Raw genomic sequence first — 22,613 nt, forward strand, 5'->3', positions numbered from 1 at the left:
CCCTCACGCAGCCTTGTGCCTAGTAGATCGGCTTCTCCGGCTCGATCTGGTTGACCCAGCCGATGACGCCGCCGCCGACGTGCACCGCGTCCGCGAAGCCCGCGGACTTGAGCACGGCGAGGACTTCCGCACTGCGGACACCCGTCTTGCAATGCAGGACGATCTTCTTGTCCTGCGGGAGGTCCTGGAGGGCGTTGCCCATCAGGAACTCGTTCTTCGGGATCAGGCGGGCGCCGGGGATCGAGACGATCTCGTACTCGTTCGGCTCGCGGACGTCGATGATGTCGATGTTCTCGCCGTCGTCGATCCACTCCTTGAGCTGCTTCGGAGTGATCGTGGAGCCGAGCGCCGCCTCCTGGGCCTCCTCGGACACGACGCCGCAGAAGGCCTCGTAGTCGATGAGCTCGGTGACGGTCGGGTTCTCGCCGCAGACCGCGCAGTTGGGATCCTTGCGGACCTTCACCTGGCGGTACTGCATCTCCAGGGCGTCGTAGATCATCAGGCGGCCGACCAGCGGCTCGCCGATGCCCGCGAGGAGCTTGATGGCCTCGTTGACCTGGATGGAGCCGATGGACGCGCACAGCACGCCCAGGACGCCGCCCTCGGCGCAGGACGGGACCATGCCCGGCGGCGGGGGCTCCGGGTAGAGGCAGCGGTAGCACGGGCCGTGCTCGGACCAGAAGACCGAGGCCTGGCCGTCGAAGCGGTAGATCGAGCCCCACACGTACGGCTTGTTGAGCAGCACGCACGCGTCGTTGACCAGGTAGCGGGTCGCGAAGTTGTCCGTGCCGTCGACGATCAGGTCGTACTGGCTGAAGATCTCCATCACGTTCTCGGCTTCCAGCCGCTCTTCGTGAAGGACCACGTTCACGTACGGGTTGATGCCGAGCACGCTGTCGCGCGCCGACTCCGCCTTGGACCGGCCGATGTCGGCCTGGCTGTGGATGATCTGGCGCTGCAGGTTCGACTCGTCGACCTCGTCGAACTCCACGATGCCGAGCGTGCCGACACCGGCCGCGGCCAGGTACATCAGCGCCGGGGAGCCGAGACCGCCGGCGCCCACGGCGAGCACCTTGGCGTTCTTCAGCCGCTTCTGTCCGTCCATCCCGACATCCGGGATGATCAGGTGGCGGGAGTACCTGCGGACCTCGTCTACGGTGAGCTCGGCAGCCGGCTCGACCAGGGGTGGCAGCGACACGGAGACCTCATCAATACAGCTGGTCGGGATGTCAGTAAGACGCTTGTTCTCCGCACAACACTGCCACGCCCCTTCTCATTCCGAGACACCCCGTCCGATACGCGAGACGATTTCGTCCCAGTAGCCGGGCAGCGAGTGGAATGGGGCGGTATGTCCCGGCCCACCCGGGCGGTCGGTCATGAAGACCGTGCCGGCCCCCTGCCAGCGGGCGATCCGCAGGGCTTCGTCCAGGTGTGTCCTGGGCACTCCGTGGACGAGGTGGACGAACTTCCCCGCCGGGTGGTCGGCGGTCCACTCCGCCACCTGCGACCAGCGGTAGTCCGTCCAGGCCCCGGAGAAGGTGACCAGCTGGTCGGCGGCCTCCGCATAGCCCGGATACGGATGGGTGCCGTGCCCCAGGACGAGGTGCGCCTCGCCGTCCCGCAGCGCCTCCAGGGTCGCCGAGACCCGCCGCACGGCGGGCAGGTCGGCCCGGTCGGCGGGCGCCCGGTCCAGATAGAAGCCGTCCGCCTTGTACCAGTCCAGGAACCGCTGCGCGTCGGAGACCAGCTCGGCGTACGGACGTGATCCATGACACAGGTCGAGATGCCCGAGCACCCGGACCCCGGCGTTGCGCAGCCTGCCGGCCGCTTCGAGGCAGTGCGGGTCGGGCCGCTCGCCGGGCCCCTCGGCGACATTGAGCACGGCCCAGTGCACGGGGGTGCCGGGGCGGGTGAGCTCGGCCCACTCGACGGGCGCGAGGAGGGGGTGGGCGTAGCCGGGGACGCCCACTCCCATCCCGGTGACCGTCCCCGTGTCCGTCCCGGTGCCGGTGGCGGTCAGATGCGACATGCCGCCTCCATCCAGATGTCGGCGAGCGACTCCTCCAGATTGATCCGGGGACGCCAGCCGAGCCGGTCGCGGGCGGTGCGGACGTCGGCCTGCTGCCAGGGTCCGCAGCCGTCGGGGTACGGGTAGGGGGCGGCGGCCAGCTGCTCGGCGATGGTCGCCTCGGTGCGCGGGGCCCCGATCACCGGGCGCTGCGGCGGCCCGTCGACCTCGTGCAGCTGACCGGCGTAGCCGGCGACCCGGGCGAGCACGGCGGCGGCGTCGCGGAGCTTGACCGCACGGCCGGTACCGATGTTGACCACGCCCTGGGCCGCGGACAGCGAGGCGGCGTGCACGGCCCTGGCCACGTCGCGGACGTCCACGAAGTCGCGCTGCACGCCGAGTCCGCTGAGCTTCAGTTCGCCGTCCCCGGCCTGGATGGCGCGGCGCATGGCCTCGGCGAGCCGCCCGAGCGGGGAGCCGGCCGGGGTGCCGGGGCCGACCGGCGAGAACACCCGCAGCACGACCGCGTCGAGGCCGGAGCCGAGGACGAGTTCGGTGGCGGCGAGCTTGGACACGCCGTACGGGCCGCCGGGCCGCGGCACCGCGTCCTCGGCGGTCGACGAGCCGGGCTGGCTGGGCCCGTACTCGGAGGCGCAGCCGACCTGGACGAGCCGGGCGCCGCAGCCGCTGCGGCGCAGCGCCTCGCAGACGGTGGCGACGGCGACGGTGTTGTGCCGGGTCAGGTCGCGGGCGCCGCCGCGGGTGGCGCCGGCGCAGTTGACGACGACTCCGGGATGGACGGCGTCGAGGAACCGGGTGAGCGCGCCGGGGCTGCCGGTCGCGAGGTCGAACCGTACGTCGGCGTCGTCGCCGCGCCCGAGGGCGGTGAGGTGCACCGCCGGGTCGGCGAGCAGCCGGTCGGCGACGAACCGTCCGACGAATCCGTTGGCTCCGAGCAGCAGCACCCTCATCGTGCGGCCCCCTCGTGCCGACCGGCCGTGGTGCGGGATCCGGGTGTCATGTGTCGTTCTTCTCCTTGGGAGGTGTCGCGTGGAGGGCACGCCCGCGGCGTCGGCTCCGCGGGTGCGCGTTTCGGGTGTGGGGGTGGGGGTGGGGCAAGGTGGGGGGTGGGTGCCTACGCGTGGGCCGAGGCGCGGGAGAGGGCCTCGGTGGCGTGGGTGAGCAGGGCGAGGGCGGCGCAGCCGCAGACCAGGGCGGGCAGGGCGGCGGGGCCGCCGAACGTGACGAGCGCGCGGACCGGGGCGCCGAGCGGGTCGAGGCCGGGGAGGCGGGCGGCGAGGACGCTCGCGAGGGCGAGGGCTTCGGCGGCGCAGGCGGCCCCGAGGGTGCGCCCGGCGGCCTCGGCGAAGCCGTGGACGGCGAGCAGCCGGGCGATCAGGAGCAGCGCGCCGAGCGCGAGGGCGCCGGGGTGGAAGCCGGTGAGGACGAGCAGTCCGGCGAGCAGCGCGAGGTGGAGGGCGACGGTGCCGAGGAGCAGCGGGCGGGCGCCGGCCGCGAAGTCGGCGAGGCCGCGGCTGGCGGTGAGCCGGTGGCGGGCCCGTACGGCGAAGAGGTGGGCGCACCAGGCGGCGGGGACGACGGACAGGGCGAGGGCGAGCAGCGGCGCGGTGTCGAACGCCCACTCTCCGGCGGCGGCCGGGCCGTCCAGGGCGGTGGTGACGACCGGTCCGGTGTCGGGCCCGCCGCGCAGCAGCTGGTCGAGCAGTCCGTCGCCCGCCGCCGCGTAGGCGAGCAGACCGAGGGTCCACAGCGGCGCGGCGGTCGCGGTGCCGGCAGAGCTGCGGAGCGGGCCGCGCCGCACGGCGACGACGAGTCCGGCGAAGAGGCCGAGGGCGCCGATGACGCCCGCGGCGATCCGCAGCCCGCCGGTGCCGAGGGCCAGTCCGAGGGTGGCGAGGCCCGCGACGGCGCCGGGCGCGCAGACCGTGAGCGCCCAGCTCGCGGGTCCGGGTCCGGCGGCCCGGTCGGACGGGGTACGGGGCACGGTGGCCTCCCCGCGGGGGACGCGGGCGTACAGCTCCTCGGCGAGCGAGAAGACGTCCCGGTGGCGGAAGCGGGCGGCCGTGCGGTCGGTGACGCCGTGCGCCTCCAGGCCGGCGGCGATCTCCAGTGGGTCCACGGCCCGTTCGCACAGCTCGCGGTGGCGGTGCATCAGGGCCTTGACGGGGTCGGCGGGGCCGCGCCGGGGCCGCGCGGAGGCGGCCTGGACCGCGGTCTGCTGAATCGCTTCGGCAGGGGCGGCCGGGGCGGACTTCGGCGCGACGGCGGGGGCGGGGGCCGTGACCGCCGCGGGGGCGGTCGGCGCGGCCGCCAGGTCGAGTCCGCCGGCCGGCAGCGCGGGCGCCGTGAGCGCGGGGGCGCTGAGGAGCGCCTCGGAGCGGGAGTCCCAGGGGCCGGGGCTGGTGGGTGCGGCGGGGCCGCGCATGGATGTGCCTCCTTCACGCATCGGGTTCTCCCGCTCCGGTCGCCGCGGTGACCGGCTGGTCCGCCCAGCTGCCCGGCACATGGGACTCGGCCGGGTGGGCGAAGGGCACGCCGCTGGTGGTGCGGCGGCGGACCGGTGAGTGGGAGAGAAGTTCGAGGTAGATGCCGCGGAACGCCGCCAGGTTCTGTTCGACGGTGAACAGCTCAAGGGCGCGGGCGCGGGCGGCCGCGCCGAGCCGGTGCCGGCGGTCCGGGTCGCGCAGCAGCGCGAGGCAGGCGTCGGCGAGCGCCTTGGGGTTGCGCGGGGGGACGACGAGCCCGGTGCCGCCGATGACCTCGACGACCGCGCCGACGTCCGTGGAGACGGTGGCCCGGGCACAGAACATGGCCTCGACGAGGCCGACCGGGAAGCCCTCCACGACGCTGGAGAGCACGACGACGGCGCTGGCCGCGTAGGCCTCCTCCAGGCTGGGCGCCTCGGGTCCGCCGAGCTCCTCGAAGGAGACCGGGTTCTCGCCGATGGCGTGCGCGCCGGCCGCCTCGTCGGGGAACAGCTGCTCGGCCAGGCCCCGGCAGTGCGCGAGATACGCGGCGGCGCCGGCCTCGCGCACCGGCGCGGCGATGATCCGCAGCCGGGCGTCGGGCTGCTGCCGGCGCACCTCGGCGAAGGCGTGCAGCAGGGCGACGAGGTCCTTGGCGGGTTCGACCCGGCCGATCCAGGAGAGGGTGGCCGGATCGCCGCTCTCCTCGTCCTCGCCGACCTCGGCGAAGCGCTCGGCGTCCATGCCGGGGTGGACGGTGCGCAGCCGGGCCCGGTCGGCGCCGCACCTCTCCTGCCAGCGGCGGGCGTGCGCGTTGCCGGGGGTGAGCAGCGCGGCCTGCCGGTAGACCTCGCCGGCGAGCCGTCCGTGGAAGGCGGCGAGCAGGGCGCGTACGGGGGTGGCGAGGGGTGCGCCGGTGGCGGCGAGGTAGTGGGCGCGGAGCTGGACGCCGTACTCGGTGACGAGCAGCGGGGTGCCGAAGAAGCGTTTGGCCAGGAGGCCCGGGAGGGCGGCGGCGCCGGCGGAGGCGGCGTGGCAGAGGTCGACGAGCCCGAGGCCGCCGGCCGTTCCGTCGCGGCCGGCCTCCTCGTCGTACCAGTCGAGCGAGAGGGGGCGCAGGGCGCGTTCCAGCTGTTCGGTGAAGGCGAGCTGGTCGGCGACGGTGGCGGCGGCGGCGCGGCGGGCGCCGGGGGCGCGGCAGGCGGCCTCCAGGATCCGGACGGCGTGCTCGGAGCGCAGCGCGCCGGCGAGTCCGCCGCTCGCGCGGGCGAGTTCGGCGAGTCCGTAGAGCCCGGCGGCGAAGCGCTCGGGGCCCTCGGTGCCGGGCCGGTCGGTGCCGTCGGGCGCGTCGGCGGCGCAGACGCCCTCGGCGAGCTCCCGGAACGCGTCCTCGAAGCGGTGCCGGTCGCGTCGGCCGTAGCCGCGGCCGCGGGCCCGGCCGGGGCCCCGGGTGTCGTCCTCGGGGGTCCACAGCGGGGCGGTGCGCACACCGCGCACGTTGGGCGGCAGCGGCAGCCGGCCGGCGGCCTCCTGGTGGGCGTCGCGGCTCAGCGCGTACAGGTCGAACTCGTGCGGGGCGAGCCCGCGGACGAGCCGGTCGCACCAGAGCCCGGACTCACCGGCGGCATACGGGTAGCCACCCTCCGTGAGCAGTCCGATCCGCATGAGCACACCCCCGTTCTCCCGTGACGGCGGTCACCGTTCGGTCCGGCGACCCGCAGCGTGAAGAACGTAAGCGGACATGACGGGGGTGTGATGGACGGTTGTCCGTCGCACCACCGGAAGGGGTGAATGCGCGTGACTTTCCCGCACCCGTCGCGTTCCGTGGCGCTACGGGCCGGTACGGTCACTCTCCGTCAGGCCCCGGGGGGTAGTTCGACGGGGCGTCAACAGGCGTCGACGGACGTCAACTCCCGGGGTGCACCCAGGGGTTGGGGCGGCACCTGACGCCGTCGATGTCGAGCGACTTGGTCTGCTGCTGCATCACCGGCGCGAGCGCGCCGGGCGTGCGGCAGCTCACGTGGTTGTGGCCGAGCCGGTGCCCGACCTCGTGGTTGATGAGCATCTGACGGTAGGCGTGCATCGCGGCCGGGCCGAAGGTGTCCGAACCCTGCGCCCACCGGAAGGCGTTGATCATCACGCGCTCGGTCGAGGCGGAGTCGCAGGACACGTTGTCGACGGTGGTGTCGAGACCGGACTTGCGGCACCAGTCGCCGGTGGTGCCGGGGCTGGCGAGGGTGATGACGAAGTCGGGGTCGCCGCTGGAGATCCGCTCGAAGGTCATCTCGCCCCGGCCGGCCCAGCTGCGCGGGTCGTTGAGCGTCTTCTGCACGGCCTGCGCGAACAGCGAGCCGTCGAGCCCGAGCCCCTGCTCCACGTCGATCCGGTAGCGGACCTTGCGGCCCTTGCCGGGCGCCTTGTCGAAGCCGGGCACGGCGTCGAACCTCCCCGGGCCGCGCAGCTTGGGGTCGATCGGGAACCGCCGCGCCATCAGTTCCTCGTACGAGGGCGGCGCGGGGGCCGCCGTGGGCGTACGGGTCGGGCGGTCGTCCGAGCGGGACGCGGGGTTCTCGGCCCCGGCACGGTCGGCGGGCCGGTCGGCGGCCTTGGACTGCGCCGCGCCCCCGCCGCTCTCGCGCTCGGCGACCTGGCCGGCCACGACCACCGCGAGCACGGTGGTGATCGCGGCGGCGGCGACGCCGGTGAGGGCCCGCCCGAGACCGCCGGACCGCCCGGACCGCCGTGCTTCGGGGTCTCCGACGGACTCGGCCTCCGTAGCGGCCTGTTCCGTCTCCTCGACGATCGGCCGGGGCGGCGCCTCGCGGCGCGGGCCGGGAACGAAGGGAGCCGCAGGGGGTGCGGTCTCCTCGTGCACGGGGTGCCCGCCGCGTACGAAGGAGTCGGCGGCGCTCGGGTCGTACGGGTCGTACGGCCCCTGCACGCGCGGCGTGCCGTGCATCGGCGTGTCGAAGAGGGGAGCGGCCGTGCGCCCCGGCGCGCCGTACACCGGCACCCCCTGCGGGCCGTACGGACGAGGCGGCTGCGGGGGCCGCGACGCGGCCTGCGGCCGGGGGCCGCCCGGATACTGCGGCGCGCCCTGTGTGCGGGGCCCGCCCGGGTAGGGCTGCGGCCGCGCGGCGCCCATGGGCTGCTGTGCGTTCTGGGGCCGGGGCCCGCCCGGATAGGGCTGTGCGGCCTGCGGCCGCTGCGGTGACGGGGTCTGCCCGCCCTGCCAGGGTCCGGCGGCCGGAGGCTGCTGGTCCTCGCCGCGGCGGCGTCGCCCGCTCCCCGGCCCGGGCCTCGCGGCCTCCCGCTGTCCGGTGTCGGCCACCGGCGCGGGTGCGGGCCCCTTGCGACTATGTCGTCCCACGGTCCGGCTCAGCTCCCGCCCTCGGCCGCGGTCCGCGCGGCATCGGTGATCAGCTCCCGGACCGCCGCGGCGACGGTCTCCGGATACTCCATCATGGCCACGTGCCCCGCCTCCGGGAGCGTGAGCAGCCGCGAGCCGCGGAACGCGGCGGCCGCCCTGCGCGCCATCCGGAAGCCCACCAGCCGGTCACGGCCGCCGTAGACGAGCAGGGTCGGCGCGAGCACGCGCTCCGCCTGCCGCCACAGCCCGTGCTGGCCGCCCAGTGTGTACGCGTCGACGATGCCGCGCGAGGAGCGGGCCATCGCGTCCCAGAAGTACGGCAGTTCCAGGCGCCGTTCCATCTCCTCGACGGCGTGCCGGAAGCCCTCCTCGCTGACCCGGCCGGGGTCGCCGTAACAGAGCGAGAGCACCCCGCGGACCCGCTGCTCGGGCGTCCAGTCCCGGCTGAGCCGCGCGAACAGCGACGTGACGCCCGGCAGCGCGAGCATCGCGGTCGGCCAGGCGGACTTCTGGGCCCGCAACTCCGGCAGCGCCGGGGAGACCAGGGTGAGGGTGCGCACCAGGTCGGGGCGCACGGCGGCGACCCGGGTGGCGACGGCGCCGCCCAGCGAGTTGCCGAAGAGGTGCACCGGGCCGCGGCCGGCCGCGTCGAGATGCCGGATGACCGCCCGGGCGTGTCCGGTCACGGAGTAGTCGCCGTCGTCCGGCGGCGGCGAGTCGCCGAAGCCGGGCAGGTCGACCGCCTCGCCGTCGACGAGGTCGGCGAGCCGGGGCATCAGGTCCGACCAGTTCTGCGAGGAGCCGCCGAGCCCGTGCACGTACAGCGCGGGCGGCAGACCGGGGCGGTCGCCGGGCCGGGAGCGCACGGTCAGGGTGAGCCCGGGCAGCGCGACGGAGCGCAGTCTCTCGCCGTCGGCGACCCGCACGGCGCGCGGCCGGGTCGCGGGCGGTGCGGCGGTCCGGGTTTCCGGCAGCTCGGTCGAGGACATGGCAGCGATATTACGAGACGATCACGCCCGGGCGCGTGTGGGTGGCGTCACAGGATCGGGTGCGCCGCGCCGGGGGAGCTCCTACGCTCGGAGTTGAGGGTCATCGGACAGGACCCGCGGACCCGCCACGCCGGAAGGAACCGCATGACTGTCGACCCGAACGAGCCGGACACATTCGCCGAGGAAGAGGACGTCGTGCTCGACGAGGAGATCCCGGAGGCCGACGCGGCCGAGCAGCACACCGAACTGCAGCAGCGCGAGGACGAGCGGCCTCAGCAGTTGCCGCACGACCAGGCGAACGACGCGGACGCGGTGGAACAGACCCGGGTGGTCAGCGTCGACGAGGACGACTACCGCTGACCCCGGCCGGGCGCGATGTGTTCGGTTACCTGACCATCTTGTTGCCCGTCGCCTCTCGCCCCGGGCGTCCGGTCCGTGAAATTCTGCGTTCGCACCGCGCACAGCCGGGTTACCCAAAAGTACGATGGCGGCGCGACGCCAATGCGCGCATGGATCGAACTTTGGAGGCGGCGTGAGCGCCATCGAGCAGACAGAGGCAGCACGCCCCCGGGGCACGCGCCTGCCGCGCCGTGCCCGTCGGAACCAGCTGCTCGGCGCGGCCCAGGAGGTGTTCGTCGCCCAGGGTTACCACTCGGCCGCCATGGACGACATCGCCGAGCGGGCCGGCGTCAGCAAGCCGGTGCTCTACCAGCACTTCCCGGGCAAGCTGGAGCTCTACCTCGCGCTCCTGGACCAGCACTGCGAGGCGCTGCTCCAGTCGGTGCGCACGGCCCTGGGCTCCACCTCCGACAACAAGCTGCGGGTCGCGGCGACGATGGACGCCTACTTCGCGTACGTGGAGGACGAGGGCGGCGCCTTCCGGCTCGTCTTCGAGTCGGACCTGACCAACGAGCCGGCCGTGCGCGAGCGCGTCGACCGGGTCTCGCTGCAGTGCGCCGAGGCCATCTCCGAGGTCATCGCGGAGGACACCGGACTGTCGAAGGACGAGTCGATGCTCCTGGCCGTGGGCCTGGGCGGCGTGTCCCAGGTGGTCGCGCGCTACTGGCTGTCCAGCGAGTCGCCGATCCCCCGCGACACGGCGGTCGGCCTGCTGACCTCGCTCGCCTGGCGCGGCATCGCCGGCTTCCCGCTGCACGGCACGGACGGACAGCTCGCCGCCGAGGGCCACTGAGCCCCGCGGGTCACCGACCCGGGACCGCCCCCTGTGTCCCCGCGCCTGTTCCCCCGCGCTGTTCGCTCTTGGCGTGCCCCGTGCACACCGTGTCCGTCCCCTCACCGGGCTAATGTGTGGCAGGTACGGCGCGGGATCCACGCGCACAGCAGACCGTTCGGAGGGACATAGCCGTGGAGGTCAAGATCGGCGTGCAGTACGCACCCCGGGAGATCGTTCTGGAGAGCGGGCAGTCCGCCGAGGAGGTCGAGCGCGCGGTGGCCGACGCGCTGGCCGGCAAGACGCCGCTGCTCAGCCTGACGGACGAGAAGGGCCGCAAGGTCCTCGTCCCGTCCGACAAGATCGCGTACATCGAGATCGGCGAGCAGGCCGTGCGCCGGGTGGGCTTCGGCGCCCTCTGAGACGTACGACCGAGTGAAGGGGCCCGGCGGACACTGTCCGCCGGGCCCCTTCGCCTTGCGCTCCTCGCCGACCGGTGCCGTCTCCGTCTGCCCACGTCAGGGGGGTACGGGGAGGATTGTCATCCGGAGTGACCGGGTAGGACGGGAGTGACCGAACTGCCCGCCCCGCACCCCACGCGAGGTGATCCGCCGTGTTCCTGGAAGCCCTCGGCTCCGCCCTGCTCGGTTTCGCCCTGGCCTGGGCCGCCGCGCACCGGCTCCCCGATCGCCTCCCCGGACGGGCCGCCGTCCTGCTGACCGGCGCGCTGGGCGGCGTCTTCGGCGCCCTGGTGACCCACGGCGCCCTCGGGCCCGGCCACTTCCTGGCCACCCTGATCGGCGCCGTCGCGATCACCGCCGTCCTGCTGTCGCTGCTCATCCGCCCGGCCTCGCGGCGGCGGCTGCGCCGATCAGCCGCCGCGGGCTGAGCGCCCGCGGCGGAAGCACCCGCGGCGGAACGTTCACTCCCGCCGCGGTCCTCTACGCGGCCAGGCCGAGCGCGGCCATCCGCTTGGTGTGCGCCTCGGTGATGCGGGAGAACATGCGGCCGACCTCGGCGAGGTCGAAGCCCGCGGCCATCCCGTCCACGCCGCCGACCAGCATCGTCGACAGGGCGTCGCGCTCGGCGACCACGCGCTGGGCCTGCGACAGGGCCTCGCCCATCAGCCGGCGCGCCCACAGCGCGAGGCGGCCGCCCACCCGCGGATCGGCGTCGATGGCGGCGCGGACCTTCTCCACGGCGAAGTTGCCGTGCCCCGTGTCGTCGAGCACCGAGAGCACGAGCGCGCGGGTGTCGGAGTCGAGCCGGGCCGCGACCTCGCGGTAGAAGTCACTGGCGATCGAGTCGCCCACGTAGGCCTTGACCAGGCCCTCCAGCCAGTCGGACGGCGCGGTCTGCCGGTGGAAGTCGTCCAGCGCCTTCGCGAAGGGCTCCATCGCCTCGGTGGGCTCGGCGTCCACGGCGGCGAGCCGGCCGCGCAGCTGCTCGAAGTGGTGGAACTCGGCGGAGGCCATCTTCGCCAGCTCCGCCTTGTCCGCGAGGGTCGGCGCCAGCTTGGCGTCCTCGGCGAGCCGCTCGAAGGCCGCGAGCTCGCCGTAGGCCAGCGCGCCGAGCAGGTCGATCACGGCGGCGCGGTACTGCGGCACGGCGGACGCGGTGGCCCAGTCCTGGGCGGCGATACCGGTGGGTGTGGCGTTGTCAGGCGTCTCCATGAAGCGCACAATAGCCCGCTCGCCGTGACGCCCGGGGCGCCGGTCGTCCCCTGTGACGGTGGCCTCGCCGGGAATTCTCCCGACACACATGCGCGATTCCGGGGTACAGTGGTAATGCGCCTGCTGAGTATGCGGACATGCTTTCGCACGTTCGGACGTACTCGGTGGGCCGACTGATGAATGAGGATGCCCGGTCGGTGGCCCGATCGGCTCCGGCCCGACAGCCCTTCCGGCGGACCCGCCGAAGGGTCCCTCAGCGGCACGACGCTCGAGCGACGGCAGTGGTCCCGCGCCGACCCGACGGTGATCTTCCCGATCCCCCCAGTGGTTCCCGGCACGGTGAGACCCCCTTCGTTCGCCTCGCGCCGCGTCTCACAGAAGAGGCAGCACCCTGACTACGTTCCGCGACCTCGGGATCCTTCCCGAGACGGCCGAGGCCCTGGAAGCCGTCGGCATCGTCACCCCCTTCCCCATCCAGGAGATGACCCTTCCGGTCGCCCTTTCCGGCACCGACGTCATCGGCCAGGCCAAGACCGGTACGGGCAAGACCCTCGGTTTCGGCCTCCCGCTCCTGGAGCGCGTCACCGTCCCCGCCGACGTCGAGGCGGGCCGCGCCAAGCCCGAGCAGCTGACCGACGCCCCGCAGGCGCTCGTCGTCGTGCCCACCCGCGAGCTGTGCCAGCAGGTCACCAACGACCTGCTCACCGCCGGCAAGGTGCGCAACGTGCGGGTCCTCGCCATCTACGGCGGCCGGGCCTACGAGCCCCAGGTCGAGGCGCTGAAGAAGGGCGTCGACGTGATCGTCGGCACCCCGGGCCGCCTGCTCGACCTGGCCGGCCAGCGCAAGCTCGACCTGTCGCACGTCAAGGCGCTCGTCCTGGACGAGGCCGACGAGATGCTCGACCTGGGCTTCCTGCCCGACGTCGAGAAGATCATCAGCATGCTTCCGGCGTCCCGCCAGACCATGCTGTTCTCGGCGACCATGCCGGGCGCCGTCATCGGCCTGGCCCGCCGCTACATGTCGAAGCCCACGCACATCCGCGCCACCTCGCCGGACGACGAGGGCGCGACGCACGCCAACATCGCGCAGCACGTCTTCCGCGCCCACAACATGGACAAGCCGGAGATGGTCGCCCGCATCCTGCAGGCCCGTGGCCGCGGTCTCGCGATGATCTTCTGCCGTACCAAGCGCACCGCCGCCGACATCGCCGAGCAGCTGGAGCGCCGCGGCTTCGCCTCCGGCGCGGTCCACGGCGACCTCGGCCAGGGCGCCCGCGAGCAGGCGCTGCGCGCCTTCCGCAACGGCAAGGTCGACGTCCTCGTCGCCACCGACGTCGCCGCCCGCGGCATCGACGTCGAGGGCGTGACGCACGTCATCAACTACCAGTCCCCCGAGGACGAGAAGACCTATCTGCACCGCATCGGCCGCACCGGCCGCGCGGGCGCGAGCGGCACCGCGATCACGCTGGTCGACTGGGACGACATCCCGCGCTGGCAGCTGATCAACAAGGCCCTCGACCTGAAGTTCAGCGACCCGGTCGAGACCTACTCCAGCTCGCCGCACCTCTACGAGCTGCTCGACATCCCCGAGGGCACCAAGGGCATCCTGCCGCGCGCCGAGCGCACCCGCGCCGGTCTCGACGCGGAGGTCCTGGAGGACCTGGGCGAGCCCGGCGGCAAGCGCGGCCGCGGCCCGCGCCGCGAGCAGCAGCAGGCCGAGGAGCGTCCGGCCCGCACCCGTACGCCGCGCCAGCGCCGCCGCACCCGTGGCGGTTCGGAGCTCGGCGACGGCGCGCCGGTCGAGCAGACCGCCGTGGCGACCGCGCCCGAGGCCCCGGCCGCCGGTACGGACGCCGCCGAGGCGCCCGCCGGTCCGCGCCGTCCGCGCCGCCGCCGCACCCGCGGCACGGGCGGCCCGTCGGCCGGTATCCCGGTCGCCGGCACGGCGAGCACGACCGCCGTCGTGGAGGCCCCGGCCGTCGAGACGCCGGTCGAGACGCCGGTCGAGGCTCCGGCCGCCCCGGTGGCCGAGGCGCCCGCCGAGGAGCCGCGCCGCCGTCGCAGCCGCACCCGGACCCGCGCCGCGGAGACCACCGAGGTCGTGGAGACCGCCGAGGTCGCCGAGGCTCCCGCCGTGGTGACCCCGGAGCCGGTCGCCGAGACCCCGGTCGCCGAGCCGGTCGTCGAGGCCCCGGCCGAGGAGTCCCGGCCGCGCCGCCGTCGTTCCCGTGGCGCGCGTCCGGAGGCCGCCGAGCCGGTGACCGCCGCCGCCCCTGCCCAGGCTCCGGCCGCTGCCCCTGCGCCTGCCCCGCGCAAGCGCCGGGTCCGGCCGCGTCCGGCCGAGGAGACGGTGACCTTCCAGACGGTCGAGACGGCCGCCGCCGCGCTGGCCGCCGCCTCGGCCCGTACGGTGCCGGCCCAGGCCGCCGAGCCGAAGGCCGCCGAGGTCAAGGCCGAGGCGCCCAAGGCCGCCGTCCCGGCGCAGGCCGCCGAGCCGGTGACCGCCGCTCCGGCCGCCGCCGCTCCGTCGGCACCGCGTCCGCGTCGCCGCGCCACCCGCCCGGTGACGTCGACGGCCCCGGCCGCCGAGGCCCCCGCCGCCCCGGAGCCGGCCCCCGCGCCGGTCGCCGAGGAGCCCAAGCCGCGCCGCCGTGCGACCCGTCGGGCCTCCAGCCCGGTGACGTCGACCGCGAGCGCCGCTGCCGTGGTCATCGTCGAGGCCGCCGCCCCGGTGGCCGAGCCGGTGGTGGCCGAGGAGCCGAAGAAGGCCGCCCCGCGCAAGCGGGTCGCCAAGAAGGCCGTCGCCACCGAGGTGCCCGCCGAGGCCCCCGCCGAGACGGTCGAGGAGCCGAAGAAGGCCGCCCCGCGCAAGCGCACGGTCAGGAAGGCCGTCGCCGCCGAGGTCGAGGCTCCGGCCGAGGCCGAGGCCGTGACCGAGGCCCCCAAGAAGGCCGCCCCGCGCAAGCGGGTCGCCAAGAAGGCCGTCGCCACCGAGGCGCCGGCCGAGGCCCCCGCCGAGACGGTCGAGGAGCCGAAGAAGGCCGCCCCGCGCAAGCGCGTGGCCAAGAAGGCCGTCGCCGCCGAGGCGCCGGACGCTTCGGAGCCGAAGACGCCGACCCGTCGCCGTACGACCAAGAAGGCCGTGGCCACCGAGGCCACCACGGCCGAGGCCACGGAGGCCGCCCCGAAGGCCCCGCGCAAGCGGACCGCCAAGAAGGCCGCCGCCCAGCCCGAGGCGTAACCATCCGGCACCACCGCGGCCCGGCCCCTCTCCGGAGGCGCCGGGCCGCGGTGCGTACGGGCCGAGGCGCCGCTCCGGTTCCGGTTACAGTCCCTGTATGAGCAAGCCCCGGTCCCTGGCGTTGCCGCCCCGTACCCGTCGTCTTCGACTGGCCACCGCGCGGGGGCCCTTCGCCGTGCTCGACACCGTTCCCGAGGGACCCCGGCACGGGACCGTGCTGTTGCTGCCGGGGTACACCGGCAGCAAGGAGGACTTCCTCGCGCTGCTCGGTCCGCTCGCCGGGGCCGGGTATCGCGCGGTCGCCGTGGACGGGCGGGGCCAGCACGAGACGCCGGGGCCGCGCGGCCGGGCCGCGTACCGGCGCAAGGCGCTCGCGCTCGACGTGGTCGCGCAGGCGGCGGCGCTCGGCGAGGGGCCGGTGCATCTGCTCGGGCACTCCTTCGGCGGTCTGGTGGCCCGCGCGGCGGTCGCGCTCGCGCCGGACGCCTTCCACTCGCTGACCCTGCTCTCCTCGGGCCCGGGCCGGGTGGCCCGGCCGCAGCGGATCCGGATCCGGGCGCTGCGCGGAGCGTTCGCGCTGCTGCCGAAGGAGCGGGTGTGGCAGGCGACCCGCTGGCTGGACAGCCGGGGCGAGGAGCCGGGTGCCGGGGATCCGCCGGAGATCGTGGAGTTCCTGCGCCGGCGCTGGATGCTGACCCGGATCGCCCAGCTCTCGGGCGCGGGGCGGCTGCTCGTGGGCGACCCGGACGGGACGGCGGCGCTGCGGGCGCTGCCGATGCCGCTGCATCTGGCGTACGGGGACGAGGAGACGGTCTGGCCGGTGCCGGACCTGGCGGCGGCGGCCGCCCGTACCGGCGCGCACCACACGGTGGTGGCGGGGGCCGGTCACTCCCCCAACGTGTCGCACCCCCGGGAGCTGGCGGCGCTGCTCGCGGCGTTCTGGGACGCGGTCCCGGAGCGGGCGCTCCCGGGTCGTACCGAGGTGCCGATCGGTGGAAATCCGGCCGAAGCACCCTCGTAACGCGCGTCGGCGAGGATGGGTCTACCCAGCGATATTTAGCTTCCCGAAAAATTTCCTTAGCGTAGGGAATGTTTGCAGGGTGCAAGCCGTTGGACACATACGTACGCCGCCACAGAGGCCGGTGTGCACCCCAGTTCTCCATCAGGAGGATCAACTCCAGACGAAGGGAGAAGCCCATGCGCTTCGAAATCCTGCGACTCGACGACACCGACGGCACGCCCGTCGACCGGACCGTCGTGGACGCCGCCTCCGTCAACCGGATCGTGCAGCAGGCCGCCGCGATCGGCCAGCGCATCTGGATCCGTCCGGCCGAGACCTCGGCCTCGTAGAGACGAAGCACCACCACGCACCGCGCCCCCGCGCGGACTCCGGAGATCCGGAATCCGTACGGGGGCGCAGTGGTGTGTACGGCGCGGCGTCCGGGGTGTCAGACGCCCTGGACGACCTGGGTGACGCCGTTGATGATCTGCTGCACGGCGATGGCGGCGAGCATCATGCCGGCGAGCCGCGTCACGAGCACCACGCCGCCGTCCTTGATGACGCGGATGATCAGCAGCGAGTAGCGCATGGTCAGCCACAGCACGATGTGCATGGCGACGATGGCGGCCCAGACGGAGATCTGCGCGGCGGCGCCGTCGGCGTGCTGCACGGCGAGGATGACCGAGACGATGGCACCGGGCCCGGCGAGCAGCGGCATGCCGAGCGGGACCAGGGCGACGTTGACGTCCTTGGTCTGCTGCGGCTCGTCGTTCTTGCCGGTGAGCAGGCTGAGCGCGATGAGCAGCAGGAGCAGTCCGCCCGCGATCATCAGCGCGGGGACGGAGACGTGCAGGTAGTCGAGGATCTGCTGGCCGAGGACGCCGAAGACGGCGATGACGCCGAAGGCCACGGCGACGGCCTGCCAGGCCATGCGGCGCTGCACCTTGACGGCGCGGCCGGAGGTGAGCGCGAGGAAGATCGGGGTGATCCCCGGGGGGTCCATGATCACGAAGAGGGTCAGGAACAGCGAGCCGAAGACGGCGACGTCGAACACGGTGTGGGTGCCTTGCGGGAAAGGGGTGTACACGAACATCCGGAATAAGGGATTCCGGGGAGCGGGCAGGCCGGAGCCGGCCGGGAGGGGAAGCACGGGGACGCCGCGGCACGGCGGCCCGGCCGCGCGGGGCGGCCGGCCGTCAGGCGGAAAGGGAGAAGGGTGCGGCGATGACGAGGCGTTACGGGCGTCCGCCCGCGCCCGGCACCGGGAAGGCACCGGCGGCGCGGCGGGTGATCTCGCCGTAGATCTCGGGGTCGGTGGTGTACTCGCCGAGGCCGACGGTCTTGCGGCTGCCGTGGTAGTCGCTGGAGCCGGTGGTCAGCAGCCCCAGCTCCTTGGCGAGTCCGCGCAGCCGGGCCCGGGTCGGCTCGTCGTGGTCCATGTGGTCCACCTCGATGCCGTCGAGACCGGCCTCGGCGAGCTGCGCGATGGCGGACTCGGGCACGCACTCGCCGCGCTTGACGGCCAGCGGGTGGGCGAAGACGGTGACCCCCCCGGCGGCCTTGACCAGCCGGATCGCGTCGATCGGGTCGAGCTCGTGCTTCTGCACGTGGGCCCGGCCGCCGTCGGCGATCCACTCGGGCGTGAAGGCGCCGGAGACATCGGGCACGACGCCGAGCTCGACCAGGGCCTCGGCGACGTGCGGGCGGCCCACGGAGCCGTCGCCGGCGATCCGGGCAACCTGCTCCCAGGTGACGGGCACGCCGAGCTCCTGGAGCTTGGCGACCATGGCGCGGGCGCGCGGCACCCGGTCGTCCCGGACCAGCTCGCGCTCGGCGAGCAGGGCGGGCTCCTCGGGGTCGAAGAGGTAGGCCAGCATGTGCAGGCTCACGCCGTCGTAGCGGCAGGAGAGTTCGGCGCCGGTGACGAGGGTGAGGCCCTCGGGCAGGGCCGCGACGGCCTCACGGTGTCCCCGGGTGGTGTCGTGGTCGGTCAGCGCGACCACGTCGAGGCCCGCGGCGGCGGCATGGCGCACCAACTCGGCCGGGGTGTCCGTACCGTCCGAGGCCGTGGAGTGGGTGTGCAGGTCGATGCGCACGACGCGGGACTCCGGGGGCTCGGGGCGGACTGAAGGGACCGCTCCAGCATAACGGGCGAATCAAGCCCCTTCGTACGGAGCCACCGAAGCCCCCGCCCCTTACCTGCGGTCGCCGCGCCGGCCCGTCCCGCCGGAAGCCCGGCAAGATCCGGAAGACCCCGGCAAGATCCGGAAGACCCGGCCTACGTGAGCAGCCTCGGTGTCAGCGCGCCGCACGGCAGCAGCTCGACCTCCGAACCCGCCTCGCGCAGATCGGTGAGGACCAGCTCGTCGTACATCAGCAGTCCGGACTGCTCGGGCCAGACGATCGCCCACAGCCACAGTCCGCGCGCCTCGCCGGCGAAGACGGCGCGGTCCTGCGGGGCACCGGTGACATGCCAGAGCGGAGTCGGGCGGCCGGCGGCGAGGACCTTGACCTGCGGCGGTTTGTCGATGGCCATGCCGGGGCCGGGATCGGGTCCGTCCATGCCCGCGTACCGGGCGCCGAGTCCGACGCCGAGCTCCTCGGCGACGAGCAGCAGCTCCCCGATGCCGCCGAGCGGACCGGGCCCGGAACAGGCCACGGCGGTCGCGCGTCCGCCGCTGCGGTCGTCACCGGCGTACGCCACCCCGGTGAAGAGCCACCCGACGGGCAGGGGCCACGGCATCCACACCGGCACGTGGGCCCGGTGCACGACCACACCGAGGCCTTCGACGCTGGGTGGGATGACGGGCTGGAGCGGGTGCACCGAGCCGTGCACGTCGCACTGCCAGGAGTCGGCGAAGAGACCGGGCGCCCTGACCCGGCCACCGCACTTCGGGCAACTGGGTTCGCCCCTCATAGGGCTCAACGGTCCTACCCGCGGGGCCCCGCGTCAAGGACGATCACCGATGATCACCCGTCCGGCCGGAGCGCTTCACCCGGACCGCGATCGTCCCCTTGCGCCCGCCCGTCGGTCAGTCCAGGGTCACGGACCTGCGCAGCGGATCGCGCAGGTCCGTGCCGTTGCCCAGCCAGCGCTCCTCCAGGGCCTGCGCGCCGTGCACGCGCTTCCACGCGGCCTCGTTCGAGGTCATCGGGAGCAGCGGCAGGAAGCGCACCGGGTCGAGCGGGGCGTCGAGGTCCAGGTCCTCCACCAGGCCGCCCGGCTCGGCGACCAGGACCGAGCTGAAGGGCGCGCCCGGCCACAGCGGCTCGCCGACGTCGAGCGAGGCGCCGGGGGCCACGACCACGCCCTCCACCTGGGGGGTGGCGGCGAGTACGGCGAGCGGGCGGAGCACCTGGTCGGTGTCGGCGAGGCCGGCGCGCACGGTGAGCAGCAGTTCGGCGCGCGGGCCCTTCACCGGGTCGGCGAGCGCGGAGGTGGGGTCGGCCATCGGCTGCGCGGACATGCCGAGGGTCGCGTAGCGCACGAGTCCGGCCTCGGCGTCGATGAAGCGGAGCACCTCGATCCGGTCGGTGCCGAGGAAGGTGATCGCCGCCCGCGCGTCCGGCTCGCCGAGGGCGGTGCGCAACCGGGCCTCGACCAGAACGAGAATTTCTGCCATGCGGCGAGCATAAAGCGCGTATGGAACGGGCAAAGTAAGGGATTGACCCTCGGTCGGCTGATAGTGTTGGCGACTGGTCGGGCTTGATGACCCGACTGCTCGTCACACGTCATCCCTCACGAGGGACCGGCCGGAGGAGGTGGGACTGCGATGGATCGAAGTCGACCCGGCAGTACCAGCCGCTCTTCCGCCGCCACGCACCCCAGCCCGGTGCGCTCCTCCCTCCGGTGACACACGGATCCCCGTAGCCTCTCGGCCTTCCCGGATCCCCTCTCTCCGGTCTCCGGCAGCACGCACGACGGAAGAGCACCTTCTTGCCTCCCTGTCTGTAGCGAACGCCGTCACCGCGATCCGCCGGTGCCGCCCGCTTTGTGGACGACGTGGCTCCACGTCCTCATTCCGGGCTGTGCCACCGTCGCCGACGGCCTCTCCGTGAAGGAGCACGCCCATGTCGATGATCCGTGACCTGCGCGCCGCCGTCCGTCCGTCCCTGCTGCACCCGCTGCGCAAGACCACCACCGCCACCGCCGCGCAGTACGCCAACTACGACGCCACCCGCGACCCCACGGCCGCGAGCGCCGTCGTCGACTGCGCCGTCTACCGCGACGGGCGCCGGGTCGACGACCGCGCCTGCCTGACCCCGCGCGGCGCGATGCGCCAGGTGCGGGAGAGCGGCGGCTTCGCCTGGATCGGTCTGCACGAGCCGACCGAGGCCGAATTCGCCGGTATCGCCGCCGAGTTCGGGCTGCACCCGCTCGCCGTCGAGGACGCCGTCCACGCCCACCAGCGGCCCAAGCTGGAGCGTTACGACGACACCCTCTTCACCGTCTTCAAGACGATCCACTACGTCGAGCACGCCGAACTCACCGCCACCAGCGAGGTCGTGGAGACCGGCGAGGTGATGGTCTTCACCGGCCCCGACTTCGTCATCACCGTCCGGCACGGCGGGCAGGGCTCGCTGCGCAACCTCCGGCACCGCCTCCAGGGCGAGCCCGAACTGCTCGCCAAGGGCCCCTCCTCCGTGCTGCACGCCATCGCCGACCATGTCGTCGACGGCTACATCGCGGTCGCCGACGCCGTCGAGCTCGACATCGACGAGCTGGAGATCGACGTCTTCTCGCCGGCCGCCAAGGGCTCCACCCGCGGCGCTGACACCGGCCGGATCTACCAGCTCAAGCGCGAGGTCCTGGAGTTCAAGCGGGCGGTCACGCCGCTGCTCCGCCCGATGCAGCTGCTCAGCGAGCGGCCGATGCGCCTGGTCGACCCCGACATCCAGAAGTACTTCCGGGACGTCGCCGACCACCTCGCCCGGGTCCAGGAGCAGGTCGTCGCCTTCGACGAGCTGCTCAACTCGATCCTCCAGGCCAATCTGGCGCAGGCGACCGTCGCGCAGAACGAGGACATGCGCAAGATCACCTCGTGGGCGGCGATCGTCGCCGTCCCGACGGCGGTCTGCGGGGTGTACGGCATGAACTTCGACCACATGCCGGAGCTGCACTGGAAGTACGGGTACCCGATGGTGCTCGGCGGCATCGCCGTCATCTGCTTCGCCATCCACCGCACCCTCAAGCGCAACGGCTGGTTGTAGGAGTCGCACCGCTCGATAGGCTTCGGCCCATGACCGAAGAGCTGTTCCTCGTCGAGGAGGCCACCAAGAAGTCCGGCCTCGTCTGGGTGCGGGGCGCGGCCCCGGCGGCCCGCGCGCTGTGGCACGTGTGGCACGAGGGGGCCGCGCTCGTCGTCGGCGACGGGCCGGGCGAGCAGCCGCTGCCGGGCCTGGCCGACGGCGGCACCGCCGAGGTCACCGTGCGCAGCAAGGACAAGGGCGGCCGGGTCGTCGCCTGGACCGCCGTCGTACGCGAACTGCCGGCCGGTACGGAGGAGTGGGACGCGGCGGTCGCCGAGCTGAAGGGCAAGCGGCTGAACGCGCCCGACGGCGAGGCCATGCCGGACCGTTGGGCACGCGAGTGCCGGGTCGTGCGGCTCGAACCGCGGGCCTCGACCACCGACCTGCCGGACGGCTCGCTGGCCGCCGTACCGCTGCCGTCACCCGGCATCACCCGCCGGCCGGTCCCGGCCGGCCTGCCGAAGCTGCTCCTGAAGCGCAAGCACCGCCGCTAGACGGCCGCCCTGGACGGGGCTGCGTACGGGGGCTGCGCACGGGGGGCTACGTTCGGGGCAGCTGCTTGCCGTAGTCGAGCATCTGGCCCTTCTCCGGCTCGGCCAGCGGGAAGTCCTTGTTCCACTCGGACAGGATCACCACGCCCGCGCCGCCGCCGCGCGCGAAGCGCAGTGGGAACGGGGCGCCCTCCAGGGACACGTCGAGCGAGCCGCCCACGGCGTCCTCGCCGACGCGGACGTTGATGGTGCGCACGCCGCCGATCTTGTCGTGGTCGCCCTTGACGAGGTCGCCGTGCAGCCCGATCAGCCCGTCGAGCAGCAGGTTCATGTCGGTGAAGCCGCGCAGTTGCTTGTACGAGGGGTCGTCCTCGGGCACCTTCACGTACTTGTCCTCAAGCGTGTCGGCGGCCTCCGACCCACCGTGGTCGGAACCCGAGTCGCCGGAGCCCGAGCCGGAGCCCTCGGATTCCGACGGGGCGGCCGAGCCGCCGGCGCCGTCCTCGTGCTCCCAGAAGCCCGCGTCCGCCTTCAGATAGAGCGCGTCGCCGACCCGAAGCAGCTCGAAGGTGCTGTTCTTCGTGGTCACCGAGCCGCTCGCGCCGTCCTGCTTGAGGCGCATGTTCAGCTTGTAGGTGCCGCCCTTGCTGACCAGCGTGCCGGACAGGCGCACCGCCTCGGCCCCGTCGGCCGCCGCCCTGGCCTTCTCCTCGATCACGGTGGCGTCGAGCCGCCCGACCCCGTTGGTCCCCTCGTCCGGGTCGGAGGCGCACGCACCGAGCACCGTCATCAGGCCCACGGAGAGCGCGAGCGGAAGGACGGCCCCGCGGACGCGCGAGGTCGGACGGAGCACGGTCACCTGGGCACCTCTCGTGAGGGTGGGGGACGGCCGGTGGGATCCGGAGCCGGTGGGGGGCGGCAGACCGCAGCGTAC

Annotated in this window: 22 protein-coding genes; 9 read left to right on the forward strand and 13 right to left on the reverse strand. The window is 73.9% G+C overall.

Going from position 1 to position 22,613, the window contains the following annotated elements:
• Window positions 1–19 precede the first annotated feature (19 nt).
• The 7 genes from moeZ to AB0M18_RS05300 form a co-directional block, all read right to left on the reverse strand.
• Window positions 20–1,198 (reverse strand): adenylyltransferase/sulfurtransferase MoeZ, encoded by a 1,179-nt coding sequence (gene moeZ / locus AB0M18_RS05270; protein WP_265866628.1) that lies wholly within the window; start codon window positions 1,196–1,198, stop codon window positions 20–22.
• Between the two features lie 75 nt (window positions 1,199–1,273).
• A complete protein-coding gene (locus AB0M18_RS05275; protein WP_365755436.1) occupies window positions 1,274–2,029 on the reverse strand; it encodes a spherulation-specific family 4 protein in 756 nt (251 codons plus the stop codon).
• Window positions 2,017–2,979, reverse strand: a complete 963-nt coding sequence (locus tag AB0M18_RS05280; protein WP_365755437.1) for an NAD-dependent epimerase/dehydratase family protein — start codon at window positions 2,977–2,979, stop codon at window positions 2,017–2,019. Before AB0M18_RS05280 ends, AB0M18_RS05275 begins: the two co-directional genes overlap by 13 nt.
• 164 nt (window positions 2,980–3,143) lie before the next feature.
• Window positions 3,144–4,454 (reverse strand): hypothetical protein, encoded by a 1,311-nt coding sequence (locus tag AB0M18_RS05285; RefSeq protein WP_365755438.1) that lies wholly within the window; start codon window positions 4,452–4,454, stop codon window positions 3,144–3,146.
• A gap of 13 nt (window positions 4,455–4,467) precedes the next feature.
• Window positions 4,468–6,159, reverse strand: coding sequence for a DUF3492 domain-containing protein (locus AB0M18_RS05290; protein WP_365755439.1), 1,692 nt, complete (start codon window positions 6,157–6,159; stop codon window positions 4,468–4,470).
• A gap of 241 nt (window positions 6,160–6,400) precedes the next feature.
• Complete coding sequence (locus tag AB0M18_RS05295) at window positions 6,401–7,864, reverse strand: DUF3152 domain-containing protein (RefSeq protein WP_365755440.1); 1,464 nt, start codon at window positions 7,862–7,864, stop codon at window positions 6,401–6,403.
• Between the two features lie 8 nt (window positions 7,865–7,872).
• Complete coding sequence (locus AB0M18_RS05300; protein WP_365755441.1) at window positions 7,873–8,853, reverse strand: alpha/beta hydrolase; 981 nt, start codon at window positions 8,851–8,853, stop codon at window positions 7,873–7,875.
• A gap of 144 nt (window positions 8,854–8,997) precedes the next feature.
• On the opposite strand from AB0M18_RS05300, the gene AB0M18_RS05305 reads away from it, so the two are divergent.
• The 4 genes from AB0M18_RS05305 (at window position 8,998) to AB0M18_RS05320 (ending at window position 10,913) form a co-directional block, all read left to right on the forward strand.
• The gene (locus tag AB0M18_RS05305) at window positions 8,998–9,213 is read left to right on the forward strand and encodes a hypothetical protein (RefSeq protein ID WP_365755442.1); all 216 of its coding nucleotides are present in this window, start codon (window positions 8,998–9,000) and stop codon (window positions 9,211–9,213) included.
• A 172-nt stretch (window positions 9,214–9,385) separates the two neighbouring features.
• Window positions 9,386–10,045 carry a TetR/AcrR family transcriptional regulator gene (locus AB0M18_RS05310; RefSeq protein ID WP_365755443.1) on the forward strand — a complete coding sequence of 220 codons (660 nt, stop codon included), beginning with the start codon at window positions 9,386–9,388 and terminating at the stop codon, window positions 10,043–10,045.
• A gap of 173 nt (window positions 10,046–10,218) precedes the next feature.
• Window positions 10,219–10,446, forward strand: a complete 228-nt coding sequence (locus AB0M18_RS05315) for a DUF3107 domain-containing protein (RefSeq protein ID WP_265866637.1) — start codon at window positions 10,219–10,221, stop codon at window positions 10,444–10,446.
• A 191-nt stretch (window positions 10,447–10,637) separates the two neighbouring features.
• Window positions 10,638–10,913 (forward strand): hypothetical protein, encoded by a 276-nt coding sequence (locus AB0M18_RS05320; RefSeq protein ID WP_365755444.1) that lies wholly within the window; start codon window positions 10,638–10,640, stop codon window positions 10,911–10,913.
• A gap of 52 nt (window positions 10,914–10,965) precedes the next feature.
• On the opposite strand, the gene AB0M18_RS05325 is transcribed toward AB0M18_RS05320, so the two are convergent.
• On the reverse strand, window positions 10,966–11,697 hold the full coding sequence (locus AB0M18_RS05325; protein WP_365755445.1) for a ferritin-like fold-containing protein: 732 nt from the start codon (window positions 11,695–11,697) through the stop codon (window positions 10,966–10,968).
• Between the two features lie 481 nt (window positions 11,698–12,178).
• Between AB0M18_RS05325 and AB0M18_RS05330 the strand changes: the two genes are divergently transcribed.
• The 3 genes from AB0M18_RS05330 to AB0M18_RS05340 all read left to right on the forward strand — a co-directional run bounded on the left by AB0M18_RS05330 (window position 12,179) and on the right by AB0M18_RS05340 (window position 16,288).
• The gene (locus AB0M18_RS05330; RefSeq protein WP_365755446.1) at window positions 12,179–14,938 is read left to right on the forward strand and encodes a DEAD/DEAH box helicase; all 2,760 of its coding nucleotides are present in this window, start codon (window positions 12,179–12,181) and stop codon (window positions 14,936–14,938) included.
• A gap of 97 nt (window positions 14,939–15,035) precedes the next feature.
• On the forward strand, window positions 15,036–15,959 hold the full coding sequence (locus AB0M18_RS05335; RefSeq protein WP_365755447.1) for an alpha/beta hydrolase: 924 nt from the start codon (window positions 15,036–15,038) through the stop codon (window positions 15,957–15,959).
• Between the two features lie 176 nt (window positions 15,960–16,135).
• On the forward strand, window positions 16,136–16,288 hold the full coding sequence (locus AB0M18_RS05340; RefSeq protein ID WP_365755448.1) for a hypothetical protein: 153 nt from the start codon (window positions 16,136–16,138) through the stop codon (window positions 16,286–16,288).
• A gap of 98 nt (window positions 16,289–16,386) precedes the next feature.
• Here the strand turns inward: AB0M18_RS05340 and AB0M18_RS05345 are convergent, their stop codons facing one another.
• The 4 genes from AB0M18_RS05345 to AB0M18_RS05360 all read right to left on the reverse strand — a co-directional run bounded on the left by AB0M18_RS05345 (window position 16,387) and on the right by AB0M18_RS05360 (window position 19,561).
• Window positions 16,387–16,992, reverse strand: coding sequence for a MarC family protein (locus AB0M18_RS05345; RefSeq protein WP_365755499.1), 606 nt, complete (start codon window positions 16,990–16,992; stop codon window positions 16,387–16,389).
• Between the two features lie 181 nt (window positions 16,993–17,173).
• On the reverse strand, window positions 17,174–18,034 hold the full coding sequence (locus AB0M18_RS05350; protein ID WP_365755449.1) for a PHP domain-containing protein: 861 nt from the start codon (window positions 18,032–18,034) through the stop codon (window positions 17,174–17,176).
• A 182-nt stretch (window positions 18,035–18,216) separates the two neighbouring features.
• On the reverse strand, window positions 18,217–18,855 hold the full coding sequence (locus tag AB0M18_RS05355) for a DUF6758 family protein (protein WP_365755450.1): 639 nt from the start codon (window positions 18,853–18,855) through the stop codon (window positions 18,217–18,219).
• Between the two features lie 115 nt (window positions 18,856–18,970).
• The gene (locus AB0M18_RS05360) at window positions 18,971–19,561 is read right to left on the reverse strand and encodes a suppressor of fused domain protein (RefSeq protein ID WP_365755451.1); all 591 of its coding nucleotides are present in this window, start codon (window positions 19,559–19,561) and stop codon (window positions 18,971–18,973) included.
• A gap of 448 nt (window positions 19,562–20,009) precedes the next feature.
• Between AB0M18_RS05360 and AB0M18_RS05365 the strand changes: the two genes are divergently transcribed.
• Window positions 20,010–21,149 (forward strand): magnesium and cobalt transport protein CorA, encoded by a 1,140-nt coding sequence (locus AB0M18_RS05365; RefSeq protein WP_365755452.1) that lies wholly within the window; start codon window positions 20,010–20,012, stop codon window positions 21,147–21,149.
• A 29-nt stretch (window positions 21,150–21,178) separates the two neighbouring features.
• Window positions 21,179–21,682, forward strand: coding sequence for a hypothetical protein (locus AB0M18_RS05370; RefSeq protein ID WP_365755453.1), 504 nt, complete (start codon window positions 21,179–21,181; stop codon window positions 21,680–21,682).
• A gap of 46 nt (window positions 21,683–21,728) precedes the next feature.
• On the opposite strand, the gene AB0M18_RS05375 is transcribed toward AB0M18_RS05370, so the two are convergent.
• On the reverse strand, window positions 21,729–22,538 hold the full coding sequence (locus tag AB0M18_RS05375) for a hypothetical protein (protein WP_365755454.1): 810 nt from the start codon (window positions 22,536–22,538) through the stop codon (window positions 21,729–21,731).
• Window positions 22,539–22,613 lie beyond the last annotated feature (75 nt).

The organism is Streptomyces sp. NPDC051909, from assembly GCF_040681095.1.
In the GTDB taxonomy this organism is placed as follows: domain Bacteria; phylum Actinomycetota; class Actinomycetes; order Streptomycetales; family Streptomycetaceae; genus Streptomyces.

What these genes read in the sequence shown, in the direction of transcription:
- AB0M18_RS05285 (WP_365755438.1), bottom strand. Translation starts at nt 4,454, where the DNA reads ATGCGCGGCCCCGCCGCACCCACCAGCCCCGGCCCCTGGGACTCCCGC.
- AB0M18_RS05290 (WP_365755439.1), bottom strand. Translation starts at nt 6,159, where the DNA reads ATGCGGATCGGACTGCTCACGGAGGGTGGCTACCCGTATGCCGCCGGT.
- AB0M18_RS05365 (WP_365755452.1), top strand. Translation starts at nt 20,010, where the DNA reads ATGTCGATGATCCGTGACCTGCGCGCCGCCGTCCGTCCGTCCCTGCTG.
- AB0M18_RS05370 (WP_365755453.1), top strand. Translation starts at nt 21,179, where the DNA reads ATGACCGAAGAGCTGTTCCTCGTCGAGGAGGCCACCAAGAAGTCCGGC.
- AB0M18_RS05280 (WP_365755437.1), bottom strand. Translation starts at nt 2,979, where the DNA reads ATGAGGGTGCTGCTGCTCGGAGCCAACGGATTCGTCGGACGGTTCGTC.
- AB0M18_RS05360 (WP_365755451.1), bottom strand. Translation starts at nt 19,561, where the DNA reads ATGGCAGAAATTCTCGTTCTGGTCGAGGCCCGGTTGCGCACCGCCCTC.
- AB0M18_RS05340 (WP_365755448.1), top strand. Translation starts at nt 16,136, where the DNA reads ATGCGCTTCGAAATCCTGCGACTCGACGACACCGACGGCACGCCCGTC.
- AB0M18_RS05330 (WP_365755446.1), top strand. Translation starts at nt 12,179, where the DNA reads ATGACCCTTCCGGTCGCCCTTTCCGGCACCGACGTCATCGGCCAGGCC.
- AB0M18_RS05325 (WP_365755445.1), bottom strand. Translation starts at nt 11,697, where the DNA reads ATGGAGACGCCTGACAACGCCACACCCACCGGTATCGCCGCCCAGGAC.
- AB0M18_RS05275 (WP_365755436.1), bottom strand. Translation starts at nt 2,029, where the DNA reads ATGTCGCATCTGACCGCCACCGGCACCGGGACGGACACGGGGACGGTC.
- AB0M18_RS05335 (WP_365755447.1), top strand. Translation starts at nt 15,036, where the DNA reads ATGAGCAAGCCCCGGTCCCTGGCGTTGCCGCCCCGTACCCGTCGTCTT.
- AB0M18_RS05305 (WP_365755442.1), top strand. Translation starts at nt 8,998, where the DNA reads ATGACTGTCGACCCGAACGAGCCGGACACATTCGCCGAGGAAGAGGAC.
- AB0M18_RS05355 (WP_365755450.1), bottom strand. Translation starts at nt 18,855, where the DNA reads ATGAGGGGCGAACCCAGTTGCCCGAAGTGCGGTGGCCGGGTCAGGGCG.
- AB0M18_RS05300 (WP_365755441.1), bottom strand. Translation starts at nt 8,853, where the DNA reads ATGTCCTCGACCGAGCTGCCGGAAACCCGGACCGCCGCACCGCCCGCG.